Genomic DNA, 15,066 nt, shown 5'->3' with positions numbered 1-15,066 from the left:
GGGGGCCATGGCACCGGTTCTGGACCTGAAAGCGCTGAACACCGGCTTCTTCACCGCCGCCGGAGAGATCCCGGCCCTGCGCGACGTCTCCTTCTCGCTCGGCCGGGGCGAGATCCTGGGGCTCGTGGGCGAAAGCGGCTCCGGCAAGTCGCTGACCGGCTTCTCGATCACCCGGCTGATCGCCGCGCCGGGGCGGGTCACCGGCGGCGAGGTGCTGCTGCACGGGCAGGACCTGCTGCGCCTCGGCCCCGAGGCGATGCGGCGGGTGCGCGGCGCCAAGGTGGCGATGATCTTCCAGGACCCGATGATGACGCTGAACCCGGTGCTGCGCATCGGCACCCAGATCCGCGACGCGCTTCTGGCGCATGAGCGGCTCGGCCGGGCCGAGGTCCGCGCCCGGGCCATCGCGGCGCTCGACCAGGTGGGCATTCCCTCGCCCGAGGCGCGGCTCAAGGCCTATCCGCACCAGCTGTCGGGCGGGATGCGGCAGCGGGTGGCGATTGCCATCGCGCTCCTGCACGCGCCCGACCTGGTGATCGCCGACGAGCCGACGACGGCGCTCGACGTGACGATCCAGGGGCAGATCCTGGCGCTGGTGCAGCGGCTCTGCCGCGAGCGGGGGACAGCGCTGATCTGGATCAGCCACGATTTGTCGGTGGTGGCCGGGCTCGCCGACCGGATCGCGGTCATGTACGCCGGCCGCATCGTCGAGATCGGCGCGGTGGACGACCTGCTCGATGATCCCGCGCATCCCTATACCCAGGGGCTGATCGCCTCGGTGCCGACGCCGGGGCGGCGGCAGGCGCGGCTGGCGCAGATCCCCGGGCGGATGCCGGCGCTGACCGATCTGCCGCCCGGCTGCGCCTTCGCCCCGCGCTGCCCACGCGCGCAGGCCGCCTGCGAGGCGATGCCCGCCATGACCCCCGCAGGAGAGGGCCGCATGGCCCGCTGCCTCTACCCGCTGACGGGAGGTGCCGCATGACCGGCGAGGTGATCCTGAGGGCCCAAGGGCTGACCCGGCATTTCGGCGGAGAGGGCGACCTGGTGGCGCGCGGGCTGATGCGGCTGGGGCTGGCCAAGCCCCGCCCGGTGGTGCGCGCGGTCGAGGAGGTGAGCTTCGATCTGCACCGCGGCGAGGTGCTGGGCGTCGTGGGGGAATCTGGCTGCGGGAAAAGCACGCTCGGCCGCATGGTCGCGGGGCTACTGCCGCCGAGCGCGGGGCGGCTCGACCTGCCGGGCGGGGTCGCGACGGGGCGCGGCGCGGGGGCTGCGGGGCAGGGCGGTGGGGCCGGGACAGCAAACGGCACCGGGCCCACCGACGCCGACACGCAAGACCGCGGCGCCGCCCTGCCGATGCAGATGATCTTCCAGGACCCCTATGCCTCACTCAACCCGCGCAAGCGCGTGCGCGACCTGATCGGCGAGGCTCCCCGTGTCCACCGCATCGCCAAGCCCGGTGAGATCGGCACCTACGTCCAGGACATGATGGAGCGCTGCGGCATCGACCCGGGCTACCGCGACCGCTTCGCCCATGAGTTCTCGGGCGGCCAGCGCCAGCGCATCGGCATCGCCCGGGCGCTCGCCGTCACCCCCGAGATCCTGGTCTGCGACGAGGCCGTCTCGGCGCTCGATGTCTCGATCCAGGCACAGATCCTCAATCTGTTCATGGACCTGCGCGACGAGTTCGGGCTGACCTATCTGTTCATCTCGCATGACCTCGCGGTGATCGAGCATATCGCCGACCGGGTGCTGGTGATGTATCTCGGGCGGGTTGTCGAAAGCGGGCCGACCGAGGCGCTGTTCTCCGACCCGGCCCATCCCTACACCCGCTCGCTGATCGAGGGCGTGCCGCGGCTCGACCGCCGCCGCAAGGTCTTCGCCCCGATCGAGGGCGACATTCCCTCGCCGCTCGATCCGCCCTCGGGCTGCGCCTTCCATCCCCGCTGCCCGCTTGCCGTGGCGCGCTGCGTGAGCGAACCGCCCGCGCTGCGCGACATGGGGCAGGGCCGCTTGGCCGCCTGCCATCTCGCGGGCGCCCCATCCCAAACCGACGCGACAGACACAGAAGGAGAGACAGCGTGGCCAGCTACACCGACCGGATGAGCCGTTTCCGCAACTCGATCGACGGCAAGGCCGATCTGGTCTTTTTCCCCATGGGGACCGACCTGGACTACCTGACCGGCATTCACCGCGACATCCCCAACTACGGGCGCAACCTGCACCCCGGCATGTGGCTCGAGGGCTGCTGGCTGGCGCCGGGCCGCGAGCCGATCCTGACCCTGCCGCGCATGACCGCCGAGTTCGGCGCCGCCGGCGGCACCGAGGGCATGGACGTCCGGGTGCTGGGCGACTGGGACGACCCGGTGAAGATGGTCTCGGGCATCCTCAAGGACCTGGGCATCGGCGAGGGCGCGGTGATCGCGGTCAGCGACGACGCCGAGGCCGAAAGCCTGATCGAGCTGCAGAAGCTGGTGCCGGGCGTGCGCTTCGCCTCGGGCACCGCGCTGCTGCGCCCGATGCGGGTGATCAAGGACGCCGACGAGATCGAGAAGCTGCGCGAGGCCGGGCGGATCACCGAGGCGGCCTTTGACGCGACGGTCAAGCAGATGAAGATCGGCATGACCGAGCTCGAGGTCGCCGCCGAGATCGACTACCAGATGAAGAAACACGGCTCGCTCGGTCCGTCCTTCACCACCGGGCTCTACAACTCCGGGCCGAACCACCCGCTGAACTTCGGCGACAAGCTCGCCACCTGGCCGCGCAAGCTGACGCCGCCGGTCTCGGTGCTCTTCGACTTCGGCGCGGTGCTCGACGGGATGTGCTACGATTTCGGGCGCACCGTCTCGATCGGCGCGCCGAGCGAGGAGCAGGTCCTGGTGCACCGGCTGATCATGGAAAGCCAGCGCGCCGGCATCGCGGCGCTGAAGGCCGGGGCGACCACCTGCGAGGCGGTCGACAAGGCCGCGCGCGACGTGCTGGTCGATGCGGGCTACGGCGACAAGTTCCGCCACCGGCTGGGCCATGGCATCGGCTGGGACGTGCACGAGCCGCCCTTCCTGACCCATGGCGACGCCACCCCGGTGGAAGAGGGCATGATCTTCACCATCGAACCTTCGATCTTCCAGGAGGTCGGCGTCTCGGCCCGGGTCGAGGACTGCGTGGTCGCCCGCCCCGGCGGCGGCGAGGCGCTGACCACGGGCTTCCAGGAGCTGATCGTCATCGAGTGAGGCTAAACATCCCCCGGGGGGCGGGCCGCGGCCTGCCCTCCGGGGCAGGGACAAAGGAGCGGGGCTCATGATCGATCTCAGCGGGAAGCGGGCGCTGATCACCGGCGGCGGGCGCGGGCTTGGCCGGGCGATCGGCGCGGCGCTGGCCACGGCGGGCGCCCGGATCGAGGTCCTGGACCTGCCCGACACGCTGGCCGCCGCCGCGCTGCCCGAGGGCTGGGGCGCCCATCCGCTCGACCTGACCGACCCCGGCGCCGAGGCGGCGCTGACGCGCGTGCTCGACGGGTTCGGCGGGCTCGACATCCTGGTCGCCAATGCCGGGCGCGTGCCGCCCTGGCGGCGGATCGCGGCGCTGGACCTCGGGGAATGGGACGCGGTCTTCGGGCTGAACGTCCGGGGCGTGGCGCTGTGCCTGAAGTGCGCCGCCCCGCATCTGGCGCGGGCGGAGCAGGGCTCGGCCCTGCTCATGGCCTCGATCAACGGCTACCGGGCGCATCCCGACCAGGCGCTCTACACCGCGACGAAACACGCGGTCCTGGGGCTGGCGCGGGCCGCCGCGCTCGATCTCGGGCGCGAGGGCGTCCGGGTCAACGCGCTGGCGCCGGGCCCGATCCTGACCGAGGCGCTCGAGGGCCGGATCGCCGCCCGCGCCGCCGCCGGGGGGCCGAGCCTCGAGAGCGCGCTCGCCGCGCTCACGGGCGAGACCGCGCTGGGCCGCCTCGCCACCGAGGCCGATGTCGCCCATGCGGCGGCCTTTCTCTCGAGCCCGCTCGCCGCGGGCATCACCGGCATCTGCCTGCCTGTCGAGGCCGGGCTGGCCTGAGCACGCAGAGCTGCCTCCTGTTCCCCTTCAAGACCGCAAGGATTTCCCCGAATGATCGAGTTCTTCTTCAACGCCGCGCCGAACCCCATGAAGGTGGCGCTTTTCCTCGAGGAAAGCGGGCTCGACTACCGCCCCGTGCCGGTCGAGACCAAGCGCGGCGAGCAGCACAGCGCGACCTTCCGCGCGATCAACCCAAACGCCAAGGTGCCGGCGATCCTCGACGCGGGGCAGCCGGTCTTCGACAGCAACGCGATCCTCTTGCACCTGGCCGAGAAGACCGGGCGCTTCCTCGGCGATCCCGCCCGGCGCGGGGAGATGCTATCCTGGCTGTTCTTCATCGCCAGCGGCGTCGGGCCCTACTCGGGGCAATGCGTGCATTTCCGCCATTTCGCCGCCGAGAAGAGCGCCTATGCCGAGAAGCGCTACAGCTACGAGGCGCGGCGGCACTGGGGCATTATCGAGGCCCGGCTCGAGGGCAAGGCCTTCATGATGGGCGAGGATTACACGATCCTCGACATGGCGGTCTGGGGCTGGGCCCCGCGCATCCCCTTCATGCTGGGCGAGGAGGCTATGGCCGAGTTCCCCAACATCGCCCGGCTGATGGAGCGGCTGAACGCCCGCGAGGCGGCCCAGCGGGCGCTGGCGCTGCCGGGGAAGTTCCCCTTCCGCACCGAGATGGACGACGAGGCGGTGCGGCACATGTATCCGCAGATTTTTGCGTGAGGGTGAGGGGCGAGGGCCTGACATTGGAGGGCGGTGGGGCCTGATACTGGAGGGGGCAGCGGGGGCCTGACAGTGGAGGGGCAGCGGGGGCCTGACACTGGATCACGCAGTGGCTGTCTGGACAGCGCGCTTCCCATAGCCACCCACGTCCCTTGCGCCCGAACAGCACCGAAGGTGCCGGGCGCGCGCCGGACCGGCCCTATGGGCCGGCGCTCCTTTGGATGGCGTGCCTAGTTCATCGCTAGCCCTGACCTTGCGGGGATAAAGCGCAAAGCTCTCCCGTCGGCAGCGCCGACCCCCGGTCCGGCGCGCGCCCTCTGGTGTGACGGGTTTCGACCGGGCAGAGGTCTGCTTGAGAGGTGTGGCGAAAGCTCGAGCGTTGCGCTTTCCCAGCGGAATTTCCGATCTCAAGGGGCAAACGCCCGGCCAGCTTCCGCCCATTCTCGCCGACCGTGCCACCTCTTGCGCCCGAATAGCACCGAAGGTGCCGGGCGCGCGCCGGACCGGCCCCTTGGGCCGGCGCTTTTGTGGGCGAAGCGCTTAGATCAGCCCTAGTCCTGACCTTGCTGGGATAAAGCGCCCCGCTCAGAGGGCAGCAGCGCCGGCCCCCGGTCCGGCGCGCGCCCTCTGGTGGGGCGTGTTGTGAGGGTGGTGGCGGCGGCTTCTGCGGGGGGCGTTTGGATGGGCGGTTGCGCCGGCGGGAAGGTCCGACCAGCGCAGCCGTCACGGCCTCGCGCCCCATCCTAGACACCCCCCACAAAAAAGCCCCGGGCCTCTCACGTGAGGCGCCGGGGCGGAGGCCCGGGGCGGCGTGGAGGGCCGCCCGGCGGGGGAGAGCTCAGTCCTTCTCGACCAGGCGGTAGAAGACCAGGTCGGCGCTGGCGCCATGCACGTAGCCCTGGACCTTCTCGGCCATGCCGACCTGCAGGGTCGCCTGGAACATGATCATGAAGGGCGCGGTTTCCTGCACCTCGCGCTGCAGCTCGACATACATCTGCTCGCGCGCCTCGGGGTCGCTTTCGTTCAGCGCCGCGATGGTCTTCTTGTTCATCTCCTCGGGCACCGCCCAGGCGTTGCGCCAAGTGGTGGTGGAGGCATAGCCGTCGTCGGAATTGTCGGCGTTATAGGCAAAGGCCTTGGCGTTGGAATGCGGATCGTTGAAGTCCGGCCCCCAGTAGAGCATCACCGCCTCGTGCTCGCGCGCGCGGTACTTGGTGATGATCGCCGCGGTGGTGCCGGGCACGATCTCGAAGTTGATCCCGGCCTCGGCAAAGCTCGCCTGGATCGACTGCGCCATGTCGGTGAAGGGCGCGAAGTTGAAGACGTCGAGCTCCACGGTGATCGGCAGCTCGACGCCGGCCTCCTCGAGGATCGCCTTGGCCTTCTCGGGGTCGTAGCTGAAGGGCGTCTCCTCGAGCGCGCCGGGGAAGCCCTTGGGCCAGAAGGCCTGGTGGACCTCCATCTGCCCGTCGAGCAGCGTGCTGGTCAGACCCTCGTAGTCGATCAGGTAGCGCGAGGCCTCCCAGAGCGCCTCGTGGGTCAGGCTCTCGGTCTTCTGGTTGTAGGCGATGAAATGCACCACGGCCTGGGGATATTCCCCGACCTCGAAGCCCTCCTCGGGCAGGGCGGCGACCTGTTCGGGGGTCATGTTGCGGGCGATGTCCACATCGCCGTTCTCCAGGAGCAGCTGCTGCGTCGCGGCCTCGGCGACATGGCGGATGATCACCGAGCCGATCTTCGGCCCTTCCTTGTAGTAGTCGGGATTGGCCGTCAGGCGCACCAGCTCCGAGGGACGGTAGGTCTCGAGCTTGAAGGGCCCGGAGCCGGCGGAGTTCTGGTTCAGCCAGGCGTTGCCCATGTCGCCGTCGACCGCGTGTTCGCGCACCAGCGCGCTGTCGACGATCGAGGCCGGCCGGGCGGCCAGCACGTTCATCACGAAGGCAGGCGAGAAGTCGCCGTCGTAGCGCAGCGTGACCTCGCGGCCCTCGCCGGTGACCATCTCCGAGATGTTCTCGGGGGTCCAGCCAAGCTGGGTCAGGATGAAGGCGGGGTTCTTGTTCAGGGTCACGACCCGCTCGAAGGAGAACTTCACGTCCTCGGCGCTGACGGGGTTGCCGGAATGGAAGGTCACGCCCTCGCGCAGGGTGAAGGAGATGCTGCGCGCCTCTTCGTCCATCTCCCAGCTCTCGGCCAGGCCGCCGACGAGCTTGGTGGTGTCCTCGGCGTCGTATTGCACCAGCCGGTCGTAGACATTGGTGGCGATCTCGCTCGAGGTGAACTCATAGGCCTGGGCGGGATCGAGCGCGACGATGTCATCGATGTTCTGCGCCACCACCAGCACGTCGTCGGGGGTCTTGGCCCAGGCCGGCCCCCCGGCGAGCGCCAGCGCGGTCAGCGCGGCGGTCAGGTTTCGGATCAGCACGTTCATCAAGTAGCCTCCTCTGTCGGCTGGCCGCCCGGTGGGCCCGGAATGCGGCGCGGGAAGCGGCGGATGCCGCGGTCGGTAAAATATTTTTACTCTAGTCACGGCGGCCTTTACATTGAAAGAACTTTTGTTCGTAATGCGGACAAATTTCGCGAAAACCCGAGGCACTGCGCGTGGCGGCACCGACACCCCCGATCTCCGAAGGCCCCAGGGCGCGGCACCGCGCCTGGGACGGCGGCACGGCCGTCCTGCGCTTTGCCACGGTGACCGCGCTGACCTTCCTGGGGCTCCTGGCGATCACCTTCTTCATCGGGCGAATCGTGCCCATCGACCCGGTGGTCGCCGTGGTCGGCGACCGCGCCAGCCAGGAGGTCTACCTGGCCACCCGCGAGGCCCTGGGCCTCGACCGGCCGCTGCTGGTGCAATTCGCGATCTACGTCCGCGACGTGGTCACGGGCGACCTCGGCACCTCGCTCACCACCGGGCGGCCGGTGGTCGAGGACCTCAAGCGCTTCTTCCCCGCCACCTTCGAGATGGCGACGCTGGGCATCCTGATCGGCGTGAGCCTCGGCGTGCCCATGGGCGTCACCGCCGCGGCCCGGGCGGGCAGCTGGATCGACCAGGTGATCCGGGTCCTGGGCCTTCTGGGCTACGCGGTGCCGGCCTTCTGGATGGGGCTGGTGGCGCTGGCGGTCTTCTACGCGGGCCTCGGCTGGGTCGGCGGGCCCGGGCGCATCGACATCTTCTACGACGGGGTGGTGCCCACGGTGACCGGCCTTCTGACCGTCGACGCGCTGATCGCCGGCGACTGGCAGATCTTCCGCAACGCGGTCTCGCACCTGGTGCTGCCCTCGGCGATCCTGGGCTTCTTCAGCCTGGCCTATATCGCCCGGATGACCCGCAGCTTCATGCTCGACCAGCTCGGCCAGGAGTTCGTCACCACCGCGCGGGTCAAGGGCGTGAGCCCGCGCGCGGTGATCTGGAAACACGCCTTCTACCCGATCCGGGTGCAGCTGGTGACTGTGATCGGCCTGTCCTACGCGGTGCTGCTCGAAGGCTCGGTCATGGTCGAGATCGTCTTCTCCTGGCCCGGCATCGGCAACTACCTGACCACCGCGCTTCTGCGCGCGGACATGAACGCGGTCCTCGGCGCGACCATCCTGATCGGCACGGTCTTCATCGTGATCAACCGCCTCTCCGACGTGCTCTACCGCGTCTTCGACCCGAGGAGCCGCTGATGGCGCGCCTGCATCTCTGGCTGACCGACGATGCGCCGGCCTCGCGCTGGCAGGCCCAGGCGGGGCAGGCCTTCCGGGTGGCGCGCAGTTTCGCGCGCTCGCCGCTCGCCATGCTCGGGGCGCTGATCATCCTGGTCCTCGTGGTCACCGCGCTTTTCGCGCCCTGGCTCGCGCCTTACTCGCCGGTCGGCCAGAACCTCGGCGAGCGGCTCCTGCCGCCGAGCTGGGCGCATTGGATGGGCACCGACGAGCTTGGCCGCGACATCCTGAGCCGGGTGATCCACGGCACCCGCATCACGCTGCTGATCGTGGTCATGGTGGCGCTGATCTCGGCGCCCATCGGCCTGGTGATCGGCGCGGTCGCGGGCTATTTCGGCGGCTGGACCGACCGGGTGCTCATGGCGATCACCGATGTCTTCCTGTCGCTGCCGAAGCTGATCATGGCGCTGGCCTTCGTGGCCGCGCTGGGGGCCGGGCTGCAGAACGCGATCATCGCCATCGCGGTGACCTCCTGGCCGGCCTATGCGCGCATCGCCCGGGCCGAGACCCTGACCTTCCGCAACTCCGAGTTCATCTCGGCGGTGACGCTGCAGGGGGCCTCGAGCCTGAGGGTCATCAGCCTGCATGTGATCCCGCTTTGCATGTCCTCGACGATCATCCGGGTGACGCTCGACATGGCGGGCATCATCCTGACCGCCGCGGGCCTGGGGTTCCTCGGGCTCGGGGCGCAGCCGCCCCTGCCGGAATGGGGGGCGATGATCTCGCGCGGGCGCAGCTTCATCCTCGATCAATGGTGGGTGGCGACCATGCCGGGCTTTGCGATCATCGTGGTCTCGCTGGGCTTCTGCTTTTTGGGCGACGGGCTGCGCGACGTGCTCGATCCGCGCCAGAGAGAGGGCCGATGACCGAACCGCTGCTCAGCGTGAAGAACCTGCGGGTGGAGTTTCCCGGCCCGCGCGGCCCGGTCGAGGTGGTGCGCGGGGTCTCCTTCGATCTCGGCCGCGAGCGGCTGGGCATCGTGGGCGAATCGGGTTCGGGCAAGTCGCTGACCGCCCGGGCGCTTCTGCGGCTGATCCCGCCGCCCGCGCGGGTCCGGCAGGAGGCGCTCCGCTTCGACGGGATGGACCTGGCCGCCATGTCCGAGCGCCAGATGCGCCGGGTGCGCGGGGCGCGGATCTCCATGGTGATGCAGGATCCGAAGTTCTCACTGAACCCGGTGATGACCATTGGCAGCCAGATCGCCGAGGCGCTGCGCGTACATGGCACCCTGCCGCGCGGGCAGATCCGGGCGCGGGTGATCGAGATGCTGACCCAGGTGCGCATCCACGACCCCGAGCACGTCATGGGCCTCTACCCGCACGAGGTCTCGGGCGGCATGGGCCAGCGGGTGATGATCGCGATGATGCTGATCCCCGAGCCCGACATCCTGATCGCCGACGAGCCGACCTCGGCGCTCGATGTGAGCGTGCAGGCGCAGGTGCTCGACCTGATCGAGACGATGATCGCGCGCAACGGCATGGGGCTGATCCTGATCAGCCACGACCTGAAGCTGGTGGCGCGCTACTGCGACCGGGTGCTGGTGATGTATCGCGGCGAGGTGGTCGAAGCGCTGGAGGCCGGGCGGCTCGACGCGGCGGCGCATCCCTATACCCGCGGGCTGCTCGAGTCGGTGCCGCGGATGAACGAGACGCGGCGGCTGCTGCCGGTGCTCGACCGGGCCTGGGACACCGAGGGGAGGGGGACATGAGCGCCGCGCTGGAGATCTCCGGGCTGAGCGTCCGCTACGGCCGCAGCACCGTGGTGCGCGAGGTCTCCTTCTCGGTGGCCGAGGGCGAGAGCTACGCGCTGGTCGGCGAAAGCGGTTCGGGCAAATCGACGATCCTGCGCGCCGTGGTCGGCATGGCGCGCGACATCAGCGGCACGATCCGGCTCTCGGGCGAGGCGCTCGAGGGGCCCCGCGGGCGCGGCTTCGCGCGGCACTGCCAGATGGTCTTCCAGGACCCCTATGCCTCGTTGCATCCCCGCCGCACGGTGGACGCGGCGCTGAGCGAGCCGCTGGTGATCCATGGCATCGGCACGCGGGCCGACCGCGCCGACCGGGTGATCGAGATGATGCGGGCGGTGGGCCTCGACGAGCGCTTCCGCTTCCGCTTTCCGCACCAGATGTCGGGCGGCCAGCGCCAGCGCGTGGCCATCGCCCGGGCGCTGATGCTCGACCCGAAGCTCCTGCTTCTGGACGAGCCGACCTCGGCGCTGGACGTCAGCGTGCAGGCCGAGATCCTGAATCTCCTGGTGCGGCTCCGCGAGGAGCGCGGGCTGACCTATGTGCTCGTGACCCATGCCTTGCCGGTGGTGGGCTTCATGTGCGACCGGCTCGGGGTGCTGCGCAAGGGTCGCATGGTCGAAGAGGCCGAGGCGGGGCAGTTGCGCGAAGGGCGGTTTTCCGATCCCTACGCGCAGGAGTTATACAGGTTCAGCCTGGGCGCCGGGGAGCGGCAGGGACAGGCCGGCTGAGCGGCCGGGACGGCGGGCGCGGCGGGCGCCAAGGGGGGGAGGCAGAGAGATGGGCATCAGCCTGGAGGATCTCGAGGCGCAGATCGGCACGACGATCCGCACCCGGCGGCAGAAGCTCGACCTGACGCTGCAGGCGGTCTCGGAGGCGGCGGAGATCTCCACCGGCTACCTGAGCCTGATCGAACGCGACAAGGCCACGCCCACGCTGACAACGCTGGCGCGCATCGCCCGGGCGCTGGGGGTGGGCATCGATTTCTTCATCGCGCGGCCGCAGCCGGTGGACTGCATCACCCGCGGCGCCTCGCGGGTGCAATTCATGTTCGGCGCGGTGCCGGTGCGCTACGAGCGCCTGGGCGCGGTCTTCCCGGGCAGCGAGCTGTCCTGTTTCGTGGTGACCATCGAGCCCGGCTACCGCTCCGAGGAGGTCACCCACGCGGGCGAGGAGACCTTCTACGTGCTCTCCGGACGGCTGGAATTCACGCTCGAGGGCGAGTGCATGACGCTCGAGGAGGGCGACAGCGCGCATTACGACGCGACGCGGAAGCACGGCTGGGCGAACCCCTTCGAGGCGCCGGTGCGGGTGCTCTGGACCGGGACGATTGATCTGTTTGGCGATCGGGTGGGGACGATTGTTTGAGGGGTGGTGGGGTGGCTGGTGGCTGTTGGTGAGCTGGGCGGCTTCCGTTGGCACCGAAGAAGTCGGGTCCGTCGCCCCGGAATCCCTAAGAAGAACCGCCGACAACCAACGCCTCCCTCTTACACGCCCTACTCTTACGTCCAGACCTCAGCAAACTTGCCAACGCCCCCTTCTTGCGCCCGAATAGCATCGAAGATGCCGGGCGCGCGCCGGACCGGCCCCTTGGGCCGGCGCTCTTGTGGGGAAGCGCATAGATCGTCGCTAGCCCTGACCTTGTTGAGATAAAGCGCCTTGCTCTCAGGTCAGCAGCGCCGACCCCCGGTCCGGCGCGCGCCCTCTGGTGGCGCGGGGTTGAGAGGGCGGAGGGCGGTGGATCGGAGGCGCAACGCCAAGCAACCGGACCTTGCCCTCTCAACCTGTTCACCAGTCTCCGGAGCTGTCTCCCAAACCCCGTCTCACCTTCGGCCGATCCGTCGAAACCTCGCGCTTCTTGCGTCCGAATAGCACCGAAGGTGCCGGGCGCGCACGGATCGGCCCGATGGGCCGGCGCTCATTGGGATGGCGTGTTTAGCTCACCCCTAGCCCTGACCTTGCCGGGATAAAGCGCTTAGCCCGGAGCTCAGCAGCGCCGGCCCCCGGTCCGGCGCGCGCCCTCTGGTGGGGCGGGTTGAGAGGGAGGAGGGCGTCAAGCCAAATCTCACACCACCCCGGCCCGCGTCGCCGCCCGATGCGCGGGCCCGCTCAGATCCTGCGCCGTCACCGCCAGCCGCTCGGGCGTGTAATACCCCGCCTCGTGCAGGATGTTCATCGTCGCGACCAGCGCGCCATCCCGCCGGATCGGCAGGTTGATCACCGAGGCGCAACCGAGGCGGCCGATCAGCTCGGCGTCGGGGAAGACCGCGGCGATCTCCTCGAGGGTGTTGGCGACGAAGCTCCGGCCCTCGCCGTGGACCTGCCGGAACCAGGCGTTCATCTCGATGGGCTTGGTGCCCGAGGTCGGGTAGTTCTCCGGGTCCGAACTATAGGCCCGGCGCGCCAGCATGGCCTGCATGTCCACGGTCATCACGGTGAAGAGCTTCGCGCCGACGCTGCCGCGCACCAGGGTGTCGAGCGCGGCCCAGGCGGCCTCGGGGCGCTCGGCGGCGGCCAGGTCGGCGTCGAAGCGGGTAAGCTGAGCCGCGCTCGGGGTCATGGCATCTCCTTGCGGCAGAGCGCCGCGATCTCGGCGTGGGTCGCGATATGGATGTCGCCCCGCGCCCTCGCGTGGCGCAGAAGTGCGTCGAGGATTCCGATGCGCGAGCGGTAGCCGATCACGAAGGGATGGAAGGTGAGCTGGCAGAGCCCGCCTTCCTCGGCGGCGCCGTCGAGCTCGCGGCGGAAGACCTCGAAGACCTGATCGGGCGAAAGCGTCGGCCGGGTCGGCGGCTGACGGTTGAACAGCAGGTAGACCGCGTCGTCGCGCACCCAGTCGACCGGGATCTCGACGAGCCCGCTGCGCCGCCCCTCGGTGAGCAGCTCGTAGGGCGTGTCATCCGCCATCATCGAGCTGTCATAGGCAAAGCCCGCCTCGGCGACGAGCCGGATGGTCGCGGGACTGAGGTCCCAATGGGCGGCGCGGTGGCCCAGGGGGCGCTGGCCGGTGATCTCGGTCAGCGTGTCGCGGGCGCGGCTGAGGAGGCGGCTCTCCTCGCTCTCGGTCAGCGTCGAGGTGTTCTCGTGGATCCAGCCGTGCACGCCGATCTCATGGCCCTCTGCGACGATGCGGCGGGGCTCCTCGGGGTCGATCAGCGCGGCGACGGCGGGCATGAAGAAGCTCGCCTTGGCGTCATGCGCGGCCAGCACCTTGAGGATGCGCGGCACGCCCGCCCGGCGGCCGTATTCGCCCCAGCCGAGCCGCCCCGGCGCGCTGCCGCCGCCACCCATCTCGAAGGTCTCGTGGTCGCAGTCGAAGGAGAGCGCCAGCGCCGCCCGCGCACCCCCCGGCCAGGCGCGGGGCAGGAGGCGCGGGCCTGCGCGCACCAGGTCCACCGCGCCGCGCCAGCGGGCCTCGGGCCAGTCCTGCGGGGCGGGCGCGCTCATCCGCGCAGCACCTTGCCGAAGAAATCGCGCGCGCGGTCGCTTTCGGGCGCGTCGAAGATCCGCGCGGGCGCGCCGGTCTCCACCACGCGGCCCTTGTCCATGAAGACCACCTTGGAGGAGACCTCGCGCACGAAGGCCATTTCGTGGCTCACGAGCAGCATGGTCATGCCCTCGCGGGCAAGCCGGCGGATCGCGTCCAGCACCTCGTTGACCAGCTCGGGGTCGAGCGCCGATGTCACCTCGTCGAGCAGCAGGATGTCGGGCTTCAGCGCCAGCGCCCGGGCGATGGCGACGCGCTGCTGCTGGCCGCCCGAGAGCTCGTCGGGATAGGCGCCCGCCTTGTCGGACATGCCGACCAGCGCCAGAAGCTCCATGGCCTCCTCCTCGACCTCGCGGCGGTTGCGGCCCTTCACCTTGGTCGGCGCCAGGGTCACGTTGCGCAAGACGTTCATGTTCTGGAACAGGTTGTACTGCTGGAAGACGATGGCCATGCGGTCGCGCGCGGCCTTCAGCGCCCGGCCCGAGCGGTAGTCGATCGAGGTGCCGTCGACCTCGACCGAGCCGCGGCTGACCGGCGTCAGCCCGACCAGGGTGCGCAGCACGGTGGACTTGCCCGAGCCCGAGGGCCCCACCAGCGAGACGACCTCGCCGCGGTCGACCTCGAAGGCGATCCCGTGCAGGACCTCAAGGGCGCCGTATTTTGCGTAGACGTCGTTGACTGCGAGGTGTGGCAAGGCGCCCCTCCAGATATTGGCCCAGCAGGCTGAGCGGGAATGACATGGCGAAATAGCACAGCGCGATGGTCCCATAGACCAGCACGCCGGAATAACCCTGGTTGTTCAGCTCCTTGCCGCGGAAGGTCAGCTCGAAGACGCCGATCTGGCTGACCAGCGCGGTGTCCTTGATGAAGGAGACCGAGAAGGCCAGGGCAGGCGGCAGGATCACCGGCCAGGCCTGCGGCAGGATGGTGTGCCACATGGTCTGCAGGTGGCTCATGTTCATCGCGCGGGCGGCCTCGATCTGGGTGTGCGGCACCGACTCGATGCCGCCGCGGATGATGTCGGCGGTATAGGCGATGGCGTAGATGCAGATCGAGATCACCGCGATGGTGAAGAGCGAGGTGTCGCTCGAGACCGTCTGGATGAAGAAGAGCACCAGGTAGATGACCACCAGGAAGGGGATGCGGCGGAAGACCTCGACATAGAGGATGCAGAGCACCCGGAGCGGCACCGCCCAGCGGCCCGGCGCGGTGCGCAGCATGACCAGCGCCAGCGCCAGGGCGAAGCCCACGAGGCAGCCCAGAAGCGTCATCGACAGGGTCATCAGCGCGGCATTGCCCAGGAGCGCGAGGTTGGCCCAGGTGAAGAACTCGGGCATCTGCGAGAGGATACGCTCCATGG

General features: G+C 69.7%; 15 protein-coding genes. 10 read left to right on the top strand and 5 right to left on the bottom strand.

The window, feature by feature from the left end; genetic code table 11:
• Window positions 1-7: 7 nt before the first annotated feature.
• From LR948_RS01320 to LR948_RS01300, 5 genes are all read left to right on the top strand, one after another.
• A complete protein-coding gene (locus LR948_RS01320) occupies window positions 8-982 on the top strand; it encodes an ABC transporter ATP-binding protein (RefSeq protein WP_232752112.1) in 975 nt (324 codons plus the stop codon).
• A complete protein-coding gene (locus LR948_RS01315; RefSeq protein WP_232752111.1) occupies window positions 979-2,103 on the top strand; it encodes an ABC transporter ATP-binding protein in 1,125 nt (374 codons plus the stop codon). The genes LR948_RS01320 and LR948_RS01315 overlap by 4 nt, the downstream gene beginning before the upstream one ends.
• Window positions 2,079-3,227 carry a M24 family metallopeptidase gene (locus tag LR948_RS18970; protein ID WP_232752110.1) on the top strand — a complete coding sequence of 383 codons (1,149 nt, stop codon included), beginning with the start codon at window positions 2,079-2,081 and terminating at the stop codon, window positions 3,225-3,227. Before LR948_RS01315 ends, LR948_RS18970 begins: the two co-directional genes overlap by 25 nt.
• A 67-nt stretch (window positions 3,228-3,294) precedes the next feature.
• Window positions 3,295-4,050: an SDR family NAD(P)-dependent oxidoreductase gene (locus LR948_RS01305; RefSeq protein WP_232752109.1), complete on the top strand. Its 756-nt coding sequence runs from the start codon at window positions 3,295-3,297 to the stop codon at window positions 4,048-4,050.
• A 51-nt stretch (window positions 4,051-4,101) separates the two neighbouring features.
• The gene (locus LR948_RS01300) at window positions 4,102-4,773 is read left to right on the top strand and encodes a glutathione S-transferase family protein (protein WP_232752108.1); all 672 of its coding nucleotides are present in this window, start codon (window positions 4,102-4,104) and stop codon (window positions 4,771-4,773) included.
• Between the two features lie 838 nt (window positions 4,774-5,611).
• On the opposite strand, the gene LR948_RS01295 is transcribed toward LR948_RS01300, so the two are convergent.
• Entirely contained in the window at window positions 5,612-7,201 is a 1,590-nt protein-coding gene (locus LR948_RS01295; RefSeq protein WP_232752107.1) for an ABC transporter substrate-binding protein, read from the bottom strand.
• Between the two features lie 245 nt (window positions 7,202-7,446).
• Between LR948_RS01295 and LR948_RS01290 the strand changes: the two genes are divergently transcribed.
• Genes LR948_RS01290 through LR948_RS01270 form a run of 5 tightly spaced genes read left to right on the top strand, consistent with a single transcriptional unit; the run spans window position 7,447 to window position 11,587 of the window.
• Window positions 7,447-8,436, top strand: a complete 990-nt coding sequence (locus tag LR948_RS01290; RefSeq protein ID WP_232752617.1) for an ABC transporter permease — start codon at window positions 7,447-7,449, stop codon at window positions 8,434-8,436.
• On the top strand, window positions 8,436-9,341 hold the full coding sequence (locus tag LR948_RS01285) for an ABC transporter permease (protein WP_232752106.1): 906 nt from the start codon (window positions 8,436-8,438) through the stop codon (window positions 9,339-9,341). The genes LR948_RS01290 and LR948_RS01285 overlap by 1 nt, the downstream gene beginning before the upstream one ends.
• Window positions 9,338-10,183, top strand: coding sequence for an ABC transporter ATP-binding protein (locus tag LR948_RS01280; RefSeq protein WP_232752105.1), 846 nt, complete (start codon window positions 9,338-9,340; stop codon window positions 10,181-10,183). The genes LR948_RS01285 and LR948_RS01280 overlap by 4 nt, the downstream gene beginning before the upstream one ends.
• Complete coding sequence (locus LR948_RS01275) at window positions 10,180-10,950, top strand: ABC transporter ATP-binding protein (RefSeq protein ID WP_232752104.1); 771 nt, start codon at window positions 10,180-10,182, stop codon at window positions 10,948-10,950. Before LR948_RS01280 ends, LR948_RS01275 begins: the two co-directional genes overlap by 4 nt.
• 49 nt (window positions 10,951-10,999) lie before the next feature.
• Window positions 11,000-11,587 carry a helix-turn-helix domain-containing protein gene (locus LR948_RS01270; protein WP_232752103.1) on the top strand — a complete coding sequence of 196 codons (588 nt, stop codon included), beginning with the start codon at window positions 11,000-11,002 and terminating at the stop codon, window positions 11,585-11,587.
• 697 nt (window positions 11,588-12,284) lie between these two features.
• Here the strand turns inward: LR948_RS01270 and LR948_RS01265 are convergent.
• From LR948_RS01265 to LR948_RS01250, 4 genes are read right to left on the bottom strand one after another with little or no spacing between them, the layout of a single operon-like run.
• Complete coding sequence (locus LR948_RS01265) at window positions 12,285-12,779, bottom strand: GAF domain-containing protein (protein WP_232752102.1); 495 nt, start codon at window positions 12,777-12,779, stop codon at window positions 12,285-12,287.
• Entirely contained in the window at window positions 12,776-13,666 is an 891-nt protein-coding gene (locus LR948_RS01260; protein ID WP_232752101.1) for a polysaccharide deacetylase, read from the bottom strand. The genes LR948_RS01265 and LR948_RS01260 overlap by 4 nt, the downstream gene beginning before the upstream one ends.
• Window positions 13,663-14,400, bottom strand: a complete 738-nt coding sequence (locus LR948_RS01255; protein ID WP_232752100.1) for an amino acid ABC transporter ATP-binding protein — start codon at window positions 14,398-14,400, stop codon at window positions 13,663-13,665. Before LR948_RS01255 ends, LR948_RS01260 begins: the two co-directional genes overlap by 4 nt.
• Complete coding sequence (locus LR948_RS01250) at window positions 14,351-15,064, bottom strand: amino acid ABC transporter permease (protein WP_232752099.1); 714 nt, start codon at window positions 15,062-15,064, stop codon at window positions 14,351-14,353. The genes LR948_RS01255 and LR948_RS01250 overlap by 50 nt, the downstream gene beginning before the upstream one ends.
• Window positions 15,065-15,066 lie beyond the last annotated feature (2 nt).

The sequence above is a fragment of the Roseivivax sp. GX 12232 genome (assembly GCF_021272185.1).
Lineage (GTDB): Bacteria > Pseudomonadota > Alphaproteobacteria > Rhodobacterales > Rhodobacteraceae > Roseivivax.
The sequence above is the reverse complement of the archived record's forward strand: the minus strand, read 5'-3'. Positions and strand labels throughout refer to the sequence as shown.